The sequence below is a fragment of the Alteribacillus bidgolensis genome, from assembly GCF_002886255.1.
Taxonomy (GTDB): domain Bacteria; phylum Bacillota; class Bacilli; order Bacillales; family Marinococcaceae; genus Alteribacillus; species Alteribacillus bidgolensis.
The window spans coordinates 3,128,037-3,147,429 of the sequence record NZ_KZ614149.1 but is presented as its reverse complement, the minus strand read 5'-3'; the positions used below and the strand labels follow the sequence as shown (position 1 = coordinate 3,147,429).

Genomic DNA, 19,393 nt, shown 5'->3' with positions numbered 1-19,393 from the left:
TCCCTCGTCGTTTCAAGGTGGCGGGGATTTTTTCTGTTTTTAACGCTATGACTAGCTTTAGCAGGATACTAGAGCTACAGTGATAGTGCAGGTCAAACAAGTTTTTCAATGTAATTGAAGGTTACAATAGACAGGGGATAGAATATTTAGTAAAAGGGTAAAGAGAGTTTTAGAGTGAGGAGGACAAAAGCTGATATGAAAAAATTAATCAATCAACCAGAACAAGTGGTAGACGAAATGCTTGAGGGAATAATAGCTGCCCATCCTGAAAAATTAAAAAGATTACCGGGATTGAATGTGGTCGTTAGAAAAGAAGCGCCTATTAAAGGAAAAGTAGGGCTCATTAGCGGCGGCGGCAGCGGTCACGAACCGGCACATGCTGGTTTTGTCGGGGAAAATATGCTCGATGCAGCGGTTGCTGGTGAAGTGTTTACCTCTCCAACTCCTGATCAGATTCTTGAAACCATCAAAGCAGTGGATGGCGGAAAAGGAGTATTACTTATTGTGAAAAATTATAGTGGAGACGTAATGAACTTTGATATGGCGGCAGAAATGGCACAGGCAGAAGGGATAGAAGTAGAACAAGTTATTGTAAAAGATGATATTGCAGTAGACATCAAAGAAGACCGGCGTGGTGTAGCAGGCACTATTTTTGTACACAAAATTGCTGGCACAGCTGCATCGGAAGGGAAAAGCTTAAAGGAAGTGGCACAAATAGCTCGAAAAACGGCAGAGAACATCTGCTCCATGGGAGTATCTCTTAGTCCCAGTACCGTCCCTGCTTCAGGTAAACCTGGTTTTACTCTAAATGATAATGAAATAGAAATCGGTACTGGAATTCACGGAGAACAAGGGATGGAACGGCAATCGCTTAAACCAGCAGACCAGCTGACAGAGGAGATAATGAATAACATACTTCATGAAATGGAATTTTCTCCTGGTGAAGAGGCAGCTGTTATCACTAACGGCCTTGGATCCACGCCTCTTATGGAGCTGTATATTGTTCACAGAAAAGCAGCAGAACTTCTTAAAAACAAACAAATTCAACTTAAAAAATCCTTAGTTGGCGAGTATATGACATCACTGGAAATGGCAGGCTGCTCTATCACCATTTTAAAATTAGATGACCAATTGAAATCATACTTAAACTAAACAGCAGGAGGGAGAACTCATGCAGCTTACAGTAGAAGCACTGCAACGATGGATTATTAACACAAATGAAAAGATGCAAGAGAACAAAGGATATTTATCAGAGCTTGATCAAGCGATTGGCGATGGAGATCACGGTCATAATATGGCAAGAGGTTTTCAAGAAGTGGTAAATAAAATAGAAGGTAACAGTTTTGAGGAAGCTGGCAGTCTTTTTAAACAAGTTGCGATGACACTTATTTCTAAGGTAGGCGGCGCAGCGGGACCATTATATGGCACTGCTTTTTTGAAAGCGTCTGATGAGTGGAAAGAAAAAACAACGATAGATCAAGAAGCTTTAGGGAAGGGAATGGAAGCAGCCATAGCAGGGATAAAAACTAGAGGAAAAGCTCAGGAAGGAGATAAAACAATGCTTGATGTATGGGGGCCTATTCATGCATATGTAACCACTCAGCCGCTGCAAAGAGAAAAGCTGAAAAAAACTGCAAAAGAAGCTATGGAGAAAACAAAAGAAATGACAGCTAAGAAAGGCCGTGCTGCTTATTTTGGTGAAAGGTCAGCAGAACACGTAGACCCTGGTGCTTATTCCTCGTATCTAGTCTTTGAAGCATTAGCGGAAAGTATAACAAATGAAGGTGATGCTAATGGCTAAAGTCAGTATCGTCGTTATTTCTCATAGTAAGCAGCTGGCAGAAGGCATTGTGGAATTAGTTTCACAAACGAAACAAAAAGACGTGACTGTCGTAGCTGCAGGCGGGACAGAGGAAGAAGAAATTGGAACAAGTGTTGAGATGATTACAAAGACGGTAAAAGAAGTATATAACGAAGCGGGGGTACTGCTTCTATTTGATTTAGGCAGTGCCTTTATGAACGCAGAACTTGCCATGGAAATGCTGCCTGATATGGAAGGAAATGTACAGATTGCCGATGCACCAATTGTGGAGGGTACCTATATTGCAGCTGTTGAAGCAGGCTTAGGGTGTTCATTAGAAGAAGCTAAAAACGCCGCAGAAAAAGCAAAAACATGGAAGAAAACGGATGGCTGAAAAGTTTAGAAAAACTTGGCTTGCCCCAAGTCCAAATGGCGGCAAGCCGTAGTTTTTCTTATACTTTGTTCCTTTAGCAAAGTTAAACTTTCCTAAAGTATAAAAAATACTGGATGGCACCTGTGAATCATTAACACAAGGACACTGCTTCTAAAACGAGTGTAACTTTATACAAATTACATGTAAAAAGCTTTGACTGAAACCATTTTGCAGAACTGGTCCGAATGCTTCTCGAACATGAGAGCAAGCTCCATGCTAAAAAAGTTCGCAAAGGTCAGCGGAAGATTTGTTAGTGATTTATTTGTTTACTGAAAGGAAGAGCTTTCAGCACAAGGAGATAGTAAATACTGAGTGCACCAAGATCAGCTATCATTATCGTCAGCCCCATAGGAATGGCTGTTGATTCCCCGGCAACTCCTACCAGAGGAGCGGAAGCGGCGCCTAGTACAAATGGAAGTAAGCCTAAAAGAGCAGAAGCACTCCCTGCACGGTGGCCTTGGGTTTCCATGGCTAAAGAAAAACAAGTGGTTGTAACTACACCGACGCATGACACGATAAAGAAAATAGGAATGACAATAAAAAGAAGAGGGGCTTTTATTAGAATCATTGCCATTAAAAAAATGCTGGCTGTTGTTGTAATGAAAAGCCCTGTCTTCAGGATTTTACTCTCATCTATAACGCCTGCCAGTCTGCCTGTTATTTGACTTCCAATAATTAGTCCTATACCATTCATCGCAAATAAAATGCTGAATATTTGAGGGGAAACTCCATATATTCCCTGATAAACAAACGGAGTGCCGGAAACATATGCGAAAATGCCTGCCATGACAAGACCTTGTGTTAAAGCATATCCAGCAAATGTTTTGTCTTTAATTAGATCTCCAAAAGTAAGAATGGTGCTTTTAATGCCTGTATCTGAGCGATTTGTTTGAGAGAGTGTTTCTGGTAAAGCGATAAAAACCATAATAAACATAAACAGTCCAATAGCACTGAGGACGGCAAATACGCCTTGCCAGTTCACAATATCTAATATTATTCCGCCTGCAACGGGAGCTAAAATAGGAGCAAGTCCGTTGACGAGCATTAAAAGCGCAAAGAATTTTGTCAGTTCTTTTCCTGTGTACATATCGCGAACAACGGCACGTGATATTACGATACCAGCGGATGCAGAAAAACCTTGAATGAATCTTGCTGCTATGAGAACCCAAATAGATGGAGCGAAAACGCAAAGCATAGAGGCTGCGATATATAAACACAGGGATAGGAGCATAGGGCCTTTTCTGCCCTTCATATCACTTAATGGACCAATTATCAGCTGTCCGCCGGCAAGCCCCAGCAAACATGCTGTTAAGCTCAATTGCACGAAAGATGCGCTCGTTTTAAGGTCTGTGGCAATTGAAGGGAAACTCGGCAGATACATGTCGATGGTAAGCGGACCAAAAGCAGCTAGTGATCCCAGCAAAACAGCCATCCAAATTCTGCGGCCGGCGCTTATAGGTGATGCGGAAGTTGTAGGCTCCATAAATGTATCAAGCGACCTTTCTTTTTAGCACTGGTAGGAAATTATAATATTTAATCGAGTTTGTCTAAATTTTGGTAAGAGAGAACGCTTCTTATTGTATCTTAAATAGATGAAAAATGATTCTAATATGCTCGGAAAAAATATAAAGAAAACTTGGCTAGCGCCAAGCCTTTAGGTGCAGGCGATTGCCTAGTTGCACATATACTGATTTCTTCAAAATTTTGACGACGTCGATGATTCATCCACGCTAAAATTTTATACTTTCTTATCAGTGCAAAATAAGTAAAAACCCCCAATAGCATGAGAAATTACTTTTGGAGGTTTTTCGTCGTCTCGTTTAATCAAATCGTACAGGCCGTAAATCTTCCGAACCATTTAAATTAGTGAGGAAGGCTGTTAAAAGGTCGATTGTCTGTTCTATATCTTTTAAGCTTACTGTTTCTACTGGAGCGTGCATGTAACGCAGCGGCAGGGACACAACAGAAACGGGAATCCCCTTGCCGGTTTTTCGCAGCTGGTCAGCATCGGTGCCAGTGTGTTTTGGAGTGAGTTCATATTGCAGGGGAATTTCTTTATCTTTCGCCGCATTCTCTAGTAGTTGATTAGCTTTCCGATTAATTGGTGCTCCTTTGGCCAGGACGGGACCGCCATCAAGAATAACATCGGCTGTTTTATCCGTATTGGCCCCTGGATAGTCTGTCGCAAAGGTTACATCTACTGCAATACCGAGGCTGGGAGAAAGACCGGCTCCTGCAAAATAAGCACCGCCCATGTTCGTTTCTTCATTGACCGTACTAACTGCGGTGACGCCCACATGTAAAGTATGCTGGCGAAGTCGTCTTAACGTTTCAGCGACGATAAACGCTCCCGTCCGGTTATCAAGCCCGCGACCGCTGACCCGGTTATTTAAAAGCTGTTCCGGGTCCCGTTTATAAACAGCTGCATCTCCTACAGCAATGTAGTCTTCTAGCTCCTTTTTGCTGGAGGCTCCGCAGTCGATAAACAAATCAGAAAAGCCAAATGAATCTTTGGCACCGCCGTGATGCTCTGCTTTCGCGCCTATAACACCTGTAATACGTTTGTGTGTTCCTAAAATGTCGACCTTCATGCCAAGGGCTGGTTTATGGCTGATCCCGCCAAGTTTTTCCACATAAACGTATCCTTTCTCATCAATAGATTTAACAAGAAAACCAATTTCATCGCAATGGCCTGCTAAAAGAACTTGGAAAGGAGCATCAGGCTGCAGGGAAGCCATAGCATTTCCGGCTGTATCTGTTTGCAGCTTGTCTGCGCAAGGTTTTATGTATTCCAGCCACTTGCGTTGAATAGCTTCTTCCTTGCCAGAAGGGGAGGGAGTGTGCAGCAAATCGTATAAAAATTTTTCAGAAGAAGGGTTCATGTGGTATCTCTCTCCTTTTCTATTTCTTTTGTTCTATTATATAGTTTTTTATACTTTAGGAAAATTTAAATTTGCTAATTGATTAAAGTATAAATAAAACTACGAGGGAAAAGTTCTACTATTAGAATGGATAAGTATATTCGGAAAATAGTATTAGGGAAGTTACGTCTCTATTATCGCCTTCAGGCTCATAAATCGACTAGTTTTCACTTTAATATTTAAATCAGCTGTAACAGTTCTTTTAGAAAACTTACAATGGAGGCAAATTGTATCAAGGAATTGGAATAGCATAAACGTGAACATCATTAAAATTTTTGTAAAAAAATAAATGGGGAGGGGTCCGCCATTTACAGTGTATGTTATCTTTTTTCCCACCTTGCCATTCGCTAACGGTTCCCACTGCCAACCCCGTAGTCGACTTTAACCAGCCCACACGTAAAAAACTAGGAAGCATCCGCTCCCTAGTCTAGTATTAATTTTATTGTGGAGTTCCTGAAAATTCATCAATATACCAGTCTCCGTCTTGCTTAACTAGTGTATATTCATAATAGGTTTCTTGACCGTTAAGTTCATTTTCAGGTTCAGTACCCCCGATAACAACTTTATCGTCTGTTCTCTCTGTAAAATGAGTATTCTCCATTGACCGATATGGCATTGCTTGAGCAAGTTCAGGTCCCCAGTTGTCGAGCTCTTGTTCATAAAATTCTTTCCATCTGTTGGTTGTAATGTCTTTCGTATAATAGGTTAAAAAGGTATCTTTTAATTCTTCAAACGGAGCTTTAGGTTCGTTCTCATAAAATTCCTGTTCCCATTGTTCATACATGGCCATTTCAATGGATTCTTCTGCTTCTTCTATACGTTCATCAAAATAAGTAATTGCCGGTGTGTCAGCTGGTTCTTCTTTAAATGTATCATTCAAAGCCCTTGCACAAAAAACAGAAAATTGAGCTCTTGTTGTACTTTCGCCAGGGCGGAACGTATTATCTTCAGAGTAACCGGTTGTTATATTTGCACTGGCTATTGATTGAATATCGTTATAAAAAATGTAATCTTCCTCTACATCTTTAAAGTCTAAAGAATCACTTCCTGACAACGTAAAGGCACGGTTCAAAACAGCTGCCATCTGTCCTCTAGTCAAGTTATCGTTTGGTCTAAACTTACCGTCATGACCATTAATTATTCCCTCATCAGAGATAGCTGTAATAGTGTCATACGCATAGTATGATTCATCAACGTCTTCAAAATCAGGATCAGGCCGGTTATTGGTATCTAATTCAAGGGCTTCAGCAATCATAAGAGCAGCCTGGGATCTTGTTACTTTATCTCCGGGCCGAAATTCACCGTTTGGATAACCCCCAATAATGTTATGTTCTTCCAAATAGGTAATTTCTTCATTAGCCCAATAATCGCTGTCGATATCTGTAAACCTTTCATTAGCAAAAGCAGCAGCAGAAAAGGAAAAGTAAATACTTAAAAATATAAAACTTGCTTTTTTCCAACTTTTCATTCTTTTAACCCCCCCTGATTTAGTACCCGATGCGGTTTGTTTTTCAGATAAAATTAATAAGCTCCTCTTATATAAGGCAGCGCTTCTTTTTGATAAAAAGCACAAAGCTGTTCTTTGCCATTGGAACAAAATGATGCTTCCGTTCTTCCTTTTAATTGTCTTCCATTTGTTACATTTCCAAACCCGGGGATAACTCAGGAAATTTGGTCATGATCTGATATCCAGCGGATCGCAGCCCTTGTTATATTTTTTTCGGCCTTCGGCTATCCACAGCAGAACCTCACTGAGCTCTACTCCAATTGGAAGGCCAGCAAACGTTTCTCCAACATGAAAAGCTTCTCCATTTCGGTTAAGATCATCTTCTGAATTATTGTTTTTTCGTTAAAAGCCCATTTGCAAGGGGCAGTCTTGTTATTATACCAACTCCTTTTTTTGCCATCGGCAGCAGCTGTTCAATTGGTTTTGCCGAAAAATATTAAAAATGACTTTAAAGGACGAACATTTGGATTTTCTAGACTCTTCCACAGTCTCAACACTTACACCGTAATAACGTATTTTTTCTTCTTTTTGGAGTTTATCCAACACATTAAACATATGTCCTTCTTTTAAAATGTGAGGTGGCGGGCAATGGATTTGATAGAGGTCGAGCCGATCTTGCTTCAATCGTCTTAGACTATTTTCAAGTTCTCACCGATTCTTCTGAATAAGTCTGGGGATTATGGATATCTTTTGCATGGCAGAATTTGCCATCCATAATATGTCATTTTCTTTATCTTTAGTGGTTTTTGCAAGTAATTCTTCGCGGTGTCCATCTCTAACGATTGCCCATGTCCCAAAACTTATTTCACAAATTCTTTAATTCCGCATTCCCGGTTTGACGATAGTTCAAACTTATATATGGAATTAAAAATGATTCTATGAAAGAACGGGAGTGTAAGAAAGCAGGAGATATAAAATATTTGTATAAATTAAGAGATAAAGGTTTAATAAAAAAAACATGTAGGAATATGAGGAAATGAAGTCGTAAATGCATCAAAATTGTTGGAGAAAGGAGTATTACTCTGTGTACATTTTTGCTGAAAACGAAATCCGCAATGTAACAGATGTTAATAAGAAAGCATTGGATTTAATAGAGGAAGGGTTTCAAAAGCTGGCAAAAGGGGAGGTAACTATGCCCCCAATTCTTCGAGTAGATATCCCGGAGAATAATGGAGAAGTAGATGTGAAGACTGCCTATGTAAAGGGGATTGATAAGTTTGCGTTAAAAATTTCTTCAGGTTTTTTTAATAACGATGCAAAAGGACTCCCCAGCCTAAGCGGAATGATGCTTCTTTTTAGCACGGAAACTGGATTTCCAAAAGCAGTTCTTCAAGATAACGGGTATTTAACAGATGTTCGGACAGCGGTTGCTGGTGCAATGGCTTCTAAATACCTGGCCAAACAAAATGTAGAGAAAGCAGGTATCATAGGAACAGGAACACAAGCAAGATATCAATTGCGCGCATTAAGTCTCGTCCGTCATATAAAAGAGGTTTTCGTTTACGGACGTCGGGAGGAACGTGTAAACGCGTATATAAAAGATATGGAAAATGAGCTTCAAGTAAAAATCACGGCTGCTGACTGTGCAGAACAGGTAGTTCGCCAGTGTGACACCGTGATAACAACAACTCCTGCTAAAGAACCTATTATTCAAAAAGAATGGATGCATCCAGGCCTTCATATTACAGCTATGGGTTCGGATGCTGAAGAGAAAAATGAGGTTGATCCTGAAGTGTTAGGGGCAGTAGATGTCCTAGCATGTGATTCTAAAAATCAAGTCTTTCGCTTAGGAGAGCATCACCATGCCCTTGAAAAAGGCGTTATTAAGGAGACAAGTGAAATAGTAGAACTAGGAGATTTATCTTTGGGAAAAGCTCAAGGAAGAAAAAATGAGAACGAGATCACTTTCTGTGACTTAACCGGGACTGGTGTACAGGATACTGCAATAGCGGTTTATGCATACGACAAGTTGATAGAAGCGGAGAAAGGCTTGTTATTTACTGAGTAACACAGCAAAAAGAGACTGGCAGCAGCATGAATGTATTTGGGCCGGTCTCTTTTAGAATGATAAAAAAGTAGTAAGCAAGGTGAGGAAATAGGAGACAGTCTAGTTTTTCAAATATTTTTTTGCTTAAATTTTTCCTGCTCGAAATGAAAATGTAACCCGAAAGAAAAGATAGTTTACGTATAATAAGAGAAAAGAGATTTCAGAAAGGGGGTTCCTTCATCAGATCAACATGTTAATCAACAAGTTTTGGAGTTATGTTAATAAACATGCTAAGAATATTTACAAACATGTTGGTTAACTTGTTTGATAATTTAAAATCATCCGTGTGTTTCTAATACCTTAATAAAAAAGAAAATATGGTTTTTTCACAAACATGTTTGTGAACATGTTTGAATTCATTTATACTAATCTATGAAATGCCTTTATGTTTTAATTTGGAAGACTATATCAGAAAAATCCAGAACGGAGGAGAAAAAATGTTAGATGTTATCCAAAAACTCTACGATAAAAATATAATAATCTCAGGGGTTGACCAAGGAAATAAAAGTGCGAAATTCAGCTACTTAAATAGACACGGGAATATTGCATCCTTTGCAATTCCTACTATTGTGGCTCCAGCAGAGGATAAAAAGTCTGCCGTCGAAGGCTCCACAGAAACAAATACGATAGAAAAAAAGCTTCATTTAAAAATCACCTCAAAATCACTGTCTACTGTAAATCAAGAGAGATACGTGTATGTTGGTCATTATGCTAGGAATAAAAAAGGAAAAGAAGAACCGACGTATAATCCAATAGAGGATACACAAAAGAATATGTCCACAACAAAGTTCTCCAATGATCTTCATGTTATAACTACCATCTCAGGTTTAGCAGTAATGGCTGCGAAAGAAAATAAAGAAGAAATACACATTCCTTATGCCGGTGGACTTCCAGTTAGCGAAATTAAAGAATTAGGTTCTGAAAAAGCCTTAGAAAGTGTAAAAGGAACGCATACAGTAGAATTTATGGACGGACCTTTAGAGAAGAAATCCGTAACTTTGGTGATTGGAAGCGGAAAAATGTATGGTGAAGGAGCAATAACAGATCTTTCTTTAAATTTTGATATCCAGCAAGGTGAGTTAGTGGAAACATCTCTGCAGGATCGGTTGTCGGAGACTTATGCATTAGGTGATTTAGGAGCAGGCACTTCAGAAATGATTATTTTTACCGAAGAAGGTATTGACGGGAATTTATCACAAAGTCTTGATATCGAAGGAACGAACCCTTATATCGACAGAATTAGAGAAAAAGTGGACAATCTTGATGAATTTAGAGCATTGAAAGAATTATTTGATTTAGACGATTCAGAACGTGCTTACCAATCTCGTGAGGAGTTCATGAGTGAAGTAATCGAGCCTAGTATTCTGGAAGTAATTAGAGGGGAAGCGGATACACCAACCTTTGAAGTGCGGCTGCTGAAATCTAAAAAAACAACCGACATCACAGAGCTTGTTATGGAAGAAATTCGTAAATATGCGAACGACCACAAAAAAGCACTTACTTCCGCATGGAATAGTGCCGGTGTCGATGAACTGGTTTTAGTAGGCGGAGGCGTTCTATTTGGATATCCTGTGTTCAAAGAGGTACAAGAGAAGTTTATGGAACTTCAAGGACAAGAGTGGGTAATTATGCCGGATAAAGTGGAAGAAGCACCATTTTTCACTTCTAGAGGGTATTTAATTGCTAACCTCATTCAGCTTACAGAAAAAGAAGAAGCAGAACTAGAGCCGGTCAACTAACATTTAATTCAGGGAATTAGAAAGGGGGTGGTGGCGTGTCCAATTCTAAAGGGAATAAAGCAGGGTATGTAAAAGGTCTCGGCCGGACGTTTGCTCCTTCTTTAAAAGCGGATTGGGTCGATGAATTCAATCAAATTTTAGAAGAGGAGCCTGATTGGAGTAGAAACCGTTTAACCGAACATTTGATTAAAAAAGGATTAGAGTCACAGCGAGCGCAGCAGTCTCAGCTTGAAAATCATTTGAACCTCTCTATTCCTTCAGATGGATTGAACAAGGAACAACAATCCTTTTTAGAGAGTGAAGAGGGGAAAGTATTCGTAGGAAACGCTATAAGACTTCTATTAATGCAGCCGGGATCAAGGGAGTCTGCTGCTTCGAGCGTTCACCTCCCTGCACCGCCTCAACCAAAAACAGAAACTTCTAGTTCTTTTGAAGAACAGGAGAAAAAATCACCGGAAGAAACGATGGATGATAAAAACAGGCAAGATGCTGAAAACTTCAACCTTAAAGAGAAAAATAAACAAAAACAAGAAAAGCTTTCTCCTTTAAAACGCGCCAAAAATAAATTAAAACGACAAAACATAAATTAGTTACGCAGAAAATAGAGGGGTTATAGGAGATAGACTTGTATTTGTTTGAAAAGATTAATGGCATGGCAGGTAATACAGCATGGCTGGATGCTGCCATGCGTTTTTTATACTTTGGAAAGTATAAGTTTATTGAAGAATCAAAGTACAAGTAAAACTACGCCTTCTGCTAAAAAGAATTCGGCAGCAAGGCGAGTTTGTACTGCATTATATTCGGAATTCTATCTGTGAAGCTATTATTGTTTACGAAGCAGCCTCTAGGGGGAGTATTAGAAATAATTACTTTAATCATTGCGCTGGGAATAAACCAGTTGATTAAAATATCTATGAACAGGCCAAGGCCTTTTATGAATGATGAAAGTGTTATACTGGTGATAGAAAGAGGAGCATCTCCTTCTTTTCCTAGGTGATCAGGCATCATCGTTTTGCTATAGCTGGTAAGTAAAAAAGCAGGAGCTGCAGCTTTTGAGTTCTCCCTTCTCGTCATTATATCGCGCATATTTGTTGGTCATCATTATCCTATCGATATCATGGCGGGTTTTCTTTTTGGAGCTGGAATGGCTGTAATAGCAGTAACAATTTGGAAACAAAGGCAGTATACAAATCGTCATTGGAAAACAGACGCGAAGCATTTTCCGTAGGAATAGATAAAAGATTTCGTACATAGAGTGTTTATAATCAGATCATTTGCAGCAACGCCCGTGAAATAAAGGAAATTTTCGTTTCTCCTTGCATGCTTCATAAGGAATCGCTACACTTTCTATACGGAGAAATACTAGAAAGGAAAAAATCTTCCCTGCTGCTCAGACCTGGTTAAAAATGGACGTGCCTTATTTATACTTTAAAATTTACCTTTGTTAAAGGAATAAAGTATAAGTAATAACTAAGGCTTCCGTAAATCAGAAGGAGAGTGAATAAAGCATGTCTGAAACCCTCAAAACGCCGGTAGAAGTGAAAATGACGACAAACATTCGTCAACAAGGTGAAAAAGACCAGGTAAACCTCGAAGCAAAAGGTGAGCTTTATAAAAAAAATAATTTCACTTATGTTAATTTTAAAGAAGAGTTAGATGACATAGGTGAGGTGTCTACTGTTTTAAAAGTAGGGGAACAGGAAATTACAGTGATTCGCTCAGGATCTGTGGCAATGCGACAGCTTTATCAATATGGAGAAATTACCGAAGGAAGTTACGAAACCCCTTTTGGAAAACTAAGAACAGAAGCAGAAACAGATCAAGTAGCTGTTATGTGGTCTGACAGTGGAAAAACCGGACGAATTCAATTTGGTTATGACTTAACCTTACAAGGTTCCGCTGCCGGACGATATGATGTTACTATTTCAATAGAGGAGGAAACATAAACGTGAACATCGTGGAACAGATGAAGGAACGAATAAAAGAAGAAGTCGCTCAAGCAGCTGAAAAAGCAGGAATCGTTACAAAAGATGAGCTGCCGGTTATCATACTAGAAACACCTAAGGAAAAAGAGCATGGTGATTTTGCGACTAACTTAGCCATGCAGTTAGCTGGTGTTGCCAAAAAAGCGCCTAGACTCATTGCAGAAGATATAACCTCAAACTTTGATAAATCCAAGGCCTCTATTGAAAAAATGGAAATAGCAGGCCCGGGATTTATTAATTTTTTTCTTGATAATAGTTATTTACGTGATTTGATTCCTTCTATAGTCAATGAAGGAAAGGCCTACGGGAAGACTAATTATGGCGGGCAGGAAAAAGTACAAGTGGAATTTGTTTCTGCCAATCCCACTGGTAATCTACACCTAGGGCATGCCCGAGGAGCAGCGGTAGGTGATTCCCTTTGCAACATATTAAATATGGCAGGATATGACGTCACCAGAGAGTATTACATTAACGACGCCGGCAACCAAATTTCAAATCTCGCCCTATCGGTAGAAGCTCGTTATTTACAGGCTCTAGGTATTGATGCAGACATGCCGGAGGATGGCTATCACGGAGCAGATGTTCAGCAATTTGGAAAAGAGTTAGCAGACGAACACGGCGAACAATATGTCGATGTCGAAAAAGAAGAACGGCTGGCTTTTTTCCGTGAGTACGGCCTAAAGCGGGAAATGGAAAAGCTTAAGCAAGACCTGCTCGATTTCGGGGTTGATTTTGATGTTTGGTTTTCAGAAACGTCCCTTTATGAAGACGGCAAAATTGAAGAGACACTTCAACTCTTAGAGGAAAGCCAGGAGGTATATAAAGAAGACGGTGCGGTCTGGTTTAAATCAACCAACTACGGAGATGACAAGGACCGAGTACTAGTAAAGAGCGATGGTACTTACACTTATTTGACTCCGGATATTGCTTACCATAAAAATAAATTTGAACGCGGCTTTGAAAAAGTCATTAACATATGGGGAGCAGACCATCACGGTTATATTCCCCGGATGTGTGCAGCAGTACAAGCGCTGGGATATAATAAGGAGCAGCTTGAAACCCAAATCATTCAGATGGTGAACTTGTACGAAAACGGAGAAAAAGTAAAAATGAGTAAACGTACCGGTAAAGCAGTGACACTGCGCGATTTAATGGAGGAAGTCGGAATAGACGCGACGCGTTATTTCTTTGCGATGAGAAGTGCGGATACACATTTAGATTTTGATTTGGATCTGGCAAAATCCCAGTCCAATGAAAATCCGGTATATTACGTTCAATATGCTCATGCTCGTTTATGTAGTATATTTAGACAAGCAGAAGAAAAAGGATTTACTTATGAGCCTGAGGTTGATCTAAGTGCTGTGGCAACAGAAAAAGAATATGACCTGTTAAAAAAAATGGGTGAATTTCCTGAAATTGTAGCCTTAGCTGCAGAAAAATATGCTCCACACCGCATCACCAATTACTTGCATGAACTATCGTCTGCTTTCCACAGTTTTTACAATGCGGAACGGGTCGTTGACAGCGAGGATGAAAGGAAAACAAAAGCACGTCTAGTGTTGGTCAAAGCTGTACAAACCACCTTACAAAACGGTATGAGATTAATTGGTGTTTCTGCTCCAGAAAAAATGTAAAGAAGTGAAGGGCCGTTCCTAATAGGGACGGCTTTTTTGCACTTTAGGAAAGTTTAACTTCATTAAAGGATTAAAGTATAAGAAAAAATAAGGCTTTCGCCATTAAGGACTTGGCAACAAGCCAAGTTTTACTAAGGACGGTGAGGGAAGTATACTTTTTAATTTGTAAACGATATAAGCAAAACTTCAGCTTTCAACACAAAGTTTTCAGTGAAAGTTCCTTTACCTTTTGTTAGGCGGTTTCTGCGGCGAGCCGAATTTTTCTAATACATGTTATTATCTTGATAAAAAGTATAAAGGACGAGCTTTTGATACATATTAGGCAAAAGGAAGTGACTGGAATGCAAGAGGTTATGTTATCCCTTTTTACAGGTATCATTGTAGGAATAGTATTTGCTATCATTCGTTTGCCGATCCCGGCGCCGCCGGCTCTTGCTGGAGTGATGGGTATCATTGGAATATTTCTAGGTTATAAAATATATGAATGGGTGCTTCCCTTGTTTCAAGGCGGGGGAAGCTAACCGTTAATGAGGTGAACAACAAGTGCCTTTTTTTTCTTCTCAAGGAGCAACCTTGCATTATCAAGTATGGGGACGCGGCTTGCCTCTATATTTTATTCATCCGCCATCTATGGGAGCAGCTACTTTCATGGAGCAGCGCGACCTTGCCCATGAATTTCAAGTAGTGTTAATGGATGCAAGGGGCCATAGTTTCAGCAGTGATGGCGCTGGAACTTTATCTATTTCCGAGTGGGCAGTAGATCTTCTGAATTTAGCGAATGAACGCGGCCATAAAAAAATTGTATTGTGCGGATATTCAAGCGGCAGTTCTGTCGCATTAGAATTCGCTTTAAATTGGCCGGATCGAACAGCAGGCATCATTCTCGTAGGAGCCTTTCCAGAGGTTTGTACCACCCTTTTAAGAAAAGAGTTTGAAACGGGTATTTGGATTGCAAAAAATGAATGGAATGTAATGCTTGCGCAAATGCTTTCTTATTCAAACTCGAAAGAAGCCTCGCATAGAGAAGCTATCGCTGAAACGGTAAAAGGAACCAACCCATCTTTATTGCAGTCTCTTTATGAATCAGGGCTTTATTTCAACTGTACTTGGAGGCTGCCGCAGCTGCAAGTTCCAACATTGCTCGTCTATGGATCTCGTGATTGGTATGTTCATTATTATCAGTATTTATTTTATAAATACGCATTAAAGGCCCCAAAAGATGTGGTGCTCGTCGGAAGTGTTGGACACCAAGTTCCTACCTTGGAACCTGATGCTTACAACGCAGTAGTTAAGCGGTGTGTTAATGATTTGCAAAGCAAAGATAGTAGTTTGCTTCCTTATTAAAAGCTAGTAATGCCCCTTTCTAAACCTTTCACTCACTCAAAAATATCCAAAGGGGCGCTGCTTTCTTGGCATTGCTCCTAAAATCAAACTAAATTTCAGCGGAGCTTTTTTGTGGGGGAATGCTGACTTTTGGGTAAATATATAGGAATATTATTCCATCCAGCAGTCCAAAAGCGTTAAGGTCCATAAATTCCTAAAAACCATAATTAAATCAGAAATGCTGCCACCTTTTCCGGTGACAGCTGCTTCTAATTATAAGATAAACACATCCTAAAGCAGAGGTTCTACTATACCTGCAATTTTTTCCCTTACCCTTGTTTTAAAAGGGCGGTATTGCAATTCGTCAAGATGAAGTATGGTTGATTGTGACATGTCTTTCTCAAGCCGGTTTTTGACAGAACTCATATTTGAGGGAGAAGATAGCATAGTATTCATTTCACTGTTTAAAAAAAAGCTTCGCTTATCAAAATTAGCGGAACCCACATCACAGAACTTATCATCTATTAAAACAGCTTTTGCATGAAAGAATCCTTGCTGAAAATGAAAAATGGAAGCGCCGCCTTTTATCAAGTCTTCTAAATAGGATATAGACGCTTCTTTTACCAGGGGATGGTCCCTTTTTTCTGGAAGAATAATACAAACTTCCACACCCCGTTTTAATGCATCCAGGAGAGCGCTTTGCAGCTCTATACTTGGTACATAGTATGGGCTGGCAATGTAAATATAGTTTTTCGCTTTTTTTATACCTTCCAAAAAGAAAGTGTCTAAACCGTGTCCTTCCGTAGCAAAAAAATGGAATGTGTGGCTGCCCTTTTCTAAGGGAGGGAAGTAACTTTCTTCTTTTTTGTAAGGATTCCTTGTTGCTTGTTTCCAGTCTTCTAGAAATTGCGATTGTAAATCTTGAACACCTTCCCCATAAAAACGCAAGTGAAAATCACGCCAAAGGCCTAATTTAGGATCACGCCCGAGGTATTCGTCCCCGACATTAAACCCGCCTGTATATCCGATTTTCCCATCGATCACCGTTATTTTCCGGTGATTCCTGCGGTTTAAAGTGAAGAAAAAGAAAGGGAACGAGGGAGTCTTAGCATATGCAAACGTAACTCCTGCTTTCTTTAACTTTTGCCGTCCTTTACGATTTAAGCCAGAGCCAACTCGATCGACAAGAAAATTTATTTCGACTCCTTCCGAAGCTTTTTGAATGAGAAGGTCAATGAACTGACTGCCTATGCTGTCGTTGCGAAAGATATAAAAAAGAACATGTACGTGGCTTTTTGCATGTTGAATATCTTCAAACATTGTTTCAAAAAAAACTTTACCGGTATCAATCCATTGAACTTGCCCTTTTCTTGATGGATAAAAAACGGCATTTTGTTGGTGAAGATATTTTCTTTTTCCTAGAAAAAAATCCAGCCAAATATACAAGGTGACCAGCAAAAGGGCAAAGAGAATATAAAAAACAAACACCATAGGTAGAACCCTCCCGCAGCATTTTGAGATCTTATTACTATAATGCCCGAAAATCAACACAAACTAGCGCTTGAAATGAAATGATTAAAAAAAATAACTCGACTGAATGTTCATTCACTAATTTTTTTGTTATAATGTATATAAAATTGGTCCAATTCAGAATTTTTATCGGTTCTAACTCTTGCAGAACCGATAATTAAAGCCTGGAAAAGAAAGCGTTTTCTTGACACCGGGTTATGGCTGCTATAGAAAGGAGAATAGATTATGGATACGTTTATAATTGTGAATTGGATTGCGTTTTTACTTGTTACCTTTTATGCTGTTTATCTTTTTGCTCAGCTTGTGAAAACGAGGTACGAATATATTAAGCTCGGTCAAAAGGCTGAGTTTAATCAAACGGTTAAAGAGCGATGGGAAGCGATCTTGACCAATGTGTTTGGACAGAAGAAACTCTTGAAAGATAAGAAAAGCGGAACCATTCATGTGATGTTCTTTTATGGATTTTTGCTCGTGCAGTTCAGTGCGATTGACACGATTTGGAAAGGACTGCAGATAGGGGGGCATCTGCCGCTTGGACCAGTATATCCTTATTTCACCTTGTTTCAGGAAGTCGTTGTATTTATGATTTTGGCGGCAGTTGTTTGGGCGTTTTACCGCCGCTATGTAGAAAAGCTGGTTCGCTTGAAACGCGGTTGGAAAGCAGGGTTGGTGCTGATTTTTATCGGCGGCTTAATGACATCCAAAATGATTGCCAAGGGGATGGAAATGGTGTGGCTCGACAAAGGATTAACGGGCTTTGAACCAATTGCTTCGGTGATTGCTTTTGTTGCTTCCCCCCTTGGTGCTGGGGCAGCAGGTGTCTTGTTTTATGTATTCTGGTGGGCGCACTTATTGTTTTTACTCTCGTTTTTAGTCTACGTCCCGCAATCCAAACACGCCCATCTAATAGCGGGGCCCGCAAACGTGTGGCTCGGCCGGACTCATCCGGTAGGGCAGCTGTCATCGATTGATTTTGAAGATGAAACCAAAGAGGAATTCGGGGTTGGAAAGATTGAAGATTTTAACCAAAAACAATTGCTAGATCTCTATGCCTGTGTCGAATGCGGCCGCTGTACGAATATGTGTCCGGCCACAGGCTCTGGGAAAATGCTGTCCCCGATGGACTTATTGATTAAAATGAGAGACCATTTAACCGAAAAAGGGGCGGCTGTCACGTCCCGTTCGCCGTGGCTGCCGGCATATGCGTTCAGCGGGACGAATGGAAACCAGCTGGCTGCTCAAGGTAAAGGAGCCGAAGAAGCTGCTGCCGGCTATGATGTCAGCTTAATCGGTGATGTTATTACAGAAGAAGAAATTTGGGCATGTACGACGTGCCGCAACTGTGAAGATCAGTGTCCGGTCATGAATGAACACGTCGATAAAATCATTGATCTGCGCCGTTATTTAGTGTTGACGGAAGGGAAAATGGATTCTGAAGCACAGCGCGCGATGATGAATATTGAGCGTCAGGGTAACCCGTGGGGGATTAACCGGAAAGAACGGGAAAAATGGAGAGAAGCCCGCGAAGATATTGACGCACCAACTGTGAAAGAATTGAAAAAAGAAGACAAAACGTTTGACTACTTGTTCTTTGTCGGTTCCATGGGGTCTTATGACAAGCGCAGCCAAAAGATAGCCCAGTCGTTTGCGAAATTAATGAACGAGGCAGGGGTTTCCTTTGCCATTCTTGGAAACAAAGAAAAGAACTCCGGAGATACACCAAGACGTATCGGAAATGAGTTTTTGTTCCAGGAACTTGCATCTTTTAATATTAACGAATTTCAAAAAAATGACGTAAAGAAAATCGTTACTATCGATCCGCATGCGTATAATACTTTTAAAAATGAATATCGGGAATTTGGTTTAGAAGACGTGGAAGTGTACCATCATACCGAATTACTGGCCCAGCTCGTACGCGAAGGAAAGCTCACACCGCGTCATGAAGTGAAGGAAACGATAACGTATCACGATTCTTGTTACCTCGGGCGCTACAATGAAGTGTACGATCCGCCGCGAGAAATTTTAGAGGCGGTTCCGGGCCTTAACATCGTTGAAATGGAGAGAAATCGTCAAGATGGGATGTGCTGTGGAGCTGGCGGGGGCATGATGTGGATGGAAGAAGAAGCCGGCCAGCGGGTAAATGTCGCCCGTACCGAACAAGCGCTCCAGACGAGTCCGTCCATGATCGGAAGCGCCTGTCCGTACTGTTTGACGATGATGTCAGATGGGGTCAAAGCTAAAGAAGCAGAAGATGATATCCAAACGATGGATATTGCAGAAATTTTAGAACGATCCGTAGTGGGGGAAAGACAAAAAGCAGCAGAAGCCGAATAGCATATAACAGGCTTCTAAACAGTAATAAAAAGATGCAGCCGCTTTGGTAAATTAATACTTGATTTTTATACCAATTTGAAGTAGTTTAATAGGTGAGGAAAGCGTTTTCAACAGAGGCGCAAGAAATAATGATAGCGGG

General features: G+C 40.2%; 16 protein-coding genes and 1 pseudogene. 12 read left to right on the top strand and 5 right to left on the bottom strand.

Features of this window, described 5'->3' with window-relative positions:
• Window positions 1-195: 195 nt before the first annotated feature.
• From dhaK to dhaM, 3 genes are read left to right on the top strand one after another with little or no spacing between them, the layout of a single operon-like run.
• Window positions 196-1,152, top strand: coding sequence for a dihydroxyacetone kinase subunit DhaK (gene dhaK, locus CEF16_RS15520; RefSeq protein ID WP_091586493.1), 957 nt, complete (start codon window positions 196-198; stop codon window positions 1,150-1,152).
• A 19-nt stretch (window positions 1,153-1,171) separates the two neighbouring features.
• Complete coding sequence (gene dhaL / locus CEF16_RS15515; RefSeq protein WP_091586495.1) at window positions 1,172-1,801, top strand: dihydroxyacetone kinase subunit DhaL; 630 nt, start codon at window positions 1,172-1,174, stop codon at window positions 1,799-1,801.
• A complete protein-coding gene (dhaM, locus tag CEF16_RS15510; RefSeq protein ID WP_091586497.1) occupies window positions 1,794-2,195 on the top strand; it encodes a dihydroxyacetone kinase phosphoryl donor subunit DhaM in 402 nt (133 codons plus the stop codon). Before dhaL ends, dhaM begins: the two co-directional genes overlap by 8 nt.
• Window positions 2,196-2,484: 289 nt before the next feature.
• Here the strand turns inward: dhaM and CEF16_RS15505 are convergent, their stop codons facing one another.
• From CEF16_RS15505 to CEF16_RS15490, 4 genes and pseudogenes are all read right to left on the bottom strand, one after another.
• Complete coding sequence (locus CEF16_RS15505) at window positions 2,485-3,717, bottom strand: multidrug effflux MFS transporter (protein ID WP_091586499.1); 1,233 nt, start codon at window positions 3,715-3,717, stop codon at window positions 2,485-2,487.
• 337 nt (window positions 3,718-4,054) lie between these two features.
• Window positions 4,055-5,116, bottom strand: a complete 1,062-nt coding sequence (locus CEF16_RS15500) for a M20/M25/M40 family metallo-hydrolase (protein ID WP_091586501.1) — start codon at window positions 5,114-5,116, stop codon at window positions 4,055-4,057.
• A 478-nt stretch (window positions 5,117-5,594) separates the two neighbouring features.
• Window positions 5,595-6,623 carry an S-layer homology domain-containing protein gene (locus CEF16_RS15495; protein WP_091586503.1) on the bottom strand — a complete coding sequence of 343 codons (1,029 nt, stop codon included), beginning with the start codon at window positions 6,621-6,623 and terminating at the stop codon, window positions 5,595-5,597.
• Window positions 6,624-6,676: 53 nt separating this feature from the next.
• Window positions 6,677-7,512: pseudogene (locus CEF16_RS15490) on the bottom strand (aldo/keto reductase).
• A gap of 174 nt (window positions 7,513-7,686) precedes the next feature.
• Here CEF16_RS15490 and CEF16_RS15485 point away from each other — a divergent pair.
• From CEF16_RS15485 to CEF16_RS15445, 8 genes are all read left to right on the top strand, one after another.
• The gene (locus CEF16_RS15485) at window positions 7,687-8,670 is read left to right on the top strand and encodes a cyclodeaminase (RefSeq protein ID WP_091586505.1); all 984 of its coding nucleotides are present in this window, start codon (window positions 7,687-7,689) and stop codon (window positions 8,668-8,670) included.
• 476 nt (window positions 8,671-9,146) lie between these two features.
• Window positions 9,147-10,448: an acetate and sugar kinases/Hsc70/actin family protein gene (locus CEF16_RS15480; protein ID WP_091586508.1), complete on the top strand. Its 1,302-nt coding sequence runs from the start codon at window positions 9,147-9,149 to the stop codon at window positions 10,446-10,448.
• A 35-nt stretch (window positions 10,449-10,483) separates the two neighbouring features.
• A complete protein-coding gene (locus CEF16_RS15475) occupies window positions 10,484-11,038 on the top strand; it encodes a hypothetical protein (RefSeq protein WP_091586509.1) in 555 nt (184 codons plus the stop codon).
• A 431-nt stretch (window positions 11,039-11,469) separates the two neighbouring features.
• Window positions 11,470-11,676 carry a phosphatase PAP2 family protein gene (locus CEF16_RS25385; RefSeq protein WP_091586513.1) on the top strand — a complete coding sequence of 69 codons (207 nt, stop codon included), beginning with the start codon at window positions 11,470-11,472 and terminating at the stop codon, window positions 11,674-11,676.
• A gap of 280 nt (window positions 11,677-11,956) precedes the next feature.
• Window positions 11,957-12,394 carry a YwiB family protein gene (locus tag CEF16_RS15460; RefSeq protein WP_091586515.1) on the top strand — a complete coding sequence of 146 codons (438 nt, stop codon included), beginning with the start codon at window positions 11,957-11,959 and terminating at the stop codon, window positions 12,392-12,394.
• A 2-nt stretch (window positions 12,395-12,396) separates the two neighbouring features.
• Complete coding sequence (gene argS, locus CEF16_RS15455) at window positions 12,397-14,067, top strand: arginine--tRNA ligase (RefSeq protein WP_091586517.1); 1,671 nt, start codon at window positions 12,397-12,399, stop codon at window positions 14,065-14,067.
• Window positions 14,068-14,408: 341 nt separating this feature from the next.
• Window positions 14,409-14,588, top strand: coding sequence for a XapX domain-containing protein (locus tag CEF16_RS15450; protein ID WP_091586519.1), 180 nt, complete (start codon window positions 14,409-14,411; stop codon window positions 14,586-14,588).
• Window positions 14,589-14,610: 22 nt separating this feature from the next.
• Window positions 14,611-15,411: an alpha/beta fold hydrolase gene (locus CEF16_RS15445; protein WP_091586521.1), complete on the top strand. Its 801-nt coding sequence runs from the start codon at window positions 14,611-14,613 to the stop codon at window positions 15,409-15,411.
• Between the two features lie 270 nt (window positions 15,412-15,681).
• On the opposite strand, the gene cls is transcribed toward CEF16_RS15445, so the two are convergent.
• The gene (gene cls, locus CEF16_RS15440; RefSeq protein WP_091586523.1) at window positions 15,682-16,881 is read right to left on the bottom strand and encodes a cardiolipin synthase; all 1,200 of its coding nucleotides are present in this window, start codon (window positions 16,879-16,881) and stop codon (window positions 15,682-15,684) included.
• Window positions 16,882-17,145: 264 nt separating this feature from the next.
• Here cls and CEF16_RS15435 point away from each other — a divergent pair, with 264 nt between their 5' ends.
• Complete coding sequence (locus CEF16_RS15435; RefSeq protein ID WP_091586525.1) at window positions 17,146-19,254, top strand: (Fe-S)-binding protein; 2,109 nt, start codon at window positions 17,146-17,148, stop codon at window positions 19,252-19,254.
• The last annotated feature ends 139 nt before the right edge of the window (window positions 19,255-19,393 follow it).

Excerpts from the sequence above, each read along its gene's own strand:
- dhaK (WP_091586493.1), top strand. The coding sequence starts at position 196 with ATGAAAAAATTAATCAATCAACCAGAACAAGTGGTAGACGAAATGCTT.
- dhaL (WP_091586495.1), top strand. The coding sequence starts at position 1,172 with ATGCAGCTTACAGTAGAAGCACTGCAACGATGGATTATTAACACAAAT.
- dhaM (WP_091586497.1), top strand. The coding sequence starts at position 1,794 with ATGGCTAAAGTCAGTATCGTCGTTATTTCTCATAGTAAGCAGCTGGCA.
- CEF16_RS15505 (WP_091586499.1), bottom strand. The coding sequence starts at position 3,717 with ATGGAGCCTACAACTTCCGCATCACCTATAAGCGCCGGCCGCAGAATT.
- CEF16_RS15500 (WP_091586501.1), bottom strand. The coding sequence starts at position 5,116 with ATGAACCCTTCTTCTGAAAAATTTTTATACGATTTGCTGCACACTCCC.
- CEF16_RS15495 (WP_091586503.1), bottom strand. The coding sequence starts at position 6,623 with ATGAAAAGTTGGAAAAAAGCAAGTTTTATATTTTTAAGTATTTACTTT.
- CEF16_RS15480 (WP_091586508.1), top strand. The coding sequence starts at position 9,147 with ATGTTAGATGTTATCCAAAAACTCTACGATAAAAATATAATAATCTCA.
- CEF16_RS15460 (WP_091586515.1), top strand. The coding sequence starts at position 11,957 with ATGTCTGAAACCCTCAAAACGCCGGTAGAAGTGAAAATGACGACAAAC.
- CEF16_RS15450 (WP_091586519.1), top strand. The coding sequence starts at position 14,409 with ATGCAAGAGGTTATGTTATCCCTTTTTACAGGTATCATTGTAGGAATA.
- cls (WP_091586523.1), bottom strand. The coding sequence starts at position 16,881 with ATGGTGTTTGTTTTTTATATTCTCTTTGCCCTTTTGCTGGTCACCTTG.
- CEF16_RS15435 (WP_091586525.1), top strand. The coding sequence starts at position 17,146 with ATGGATACGTTTATAATTGTGAATTGGATTGCGTTTTTACTTGTTACC.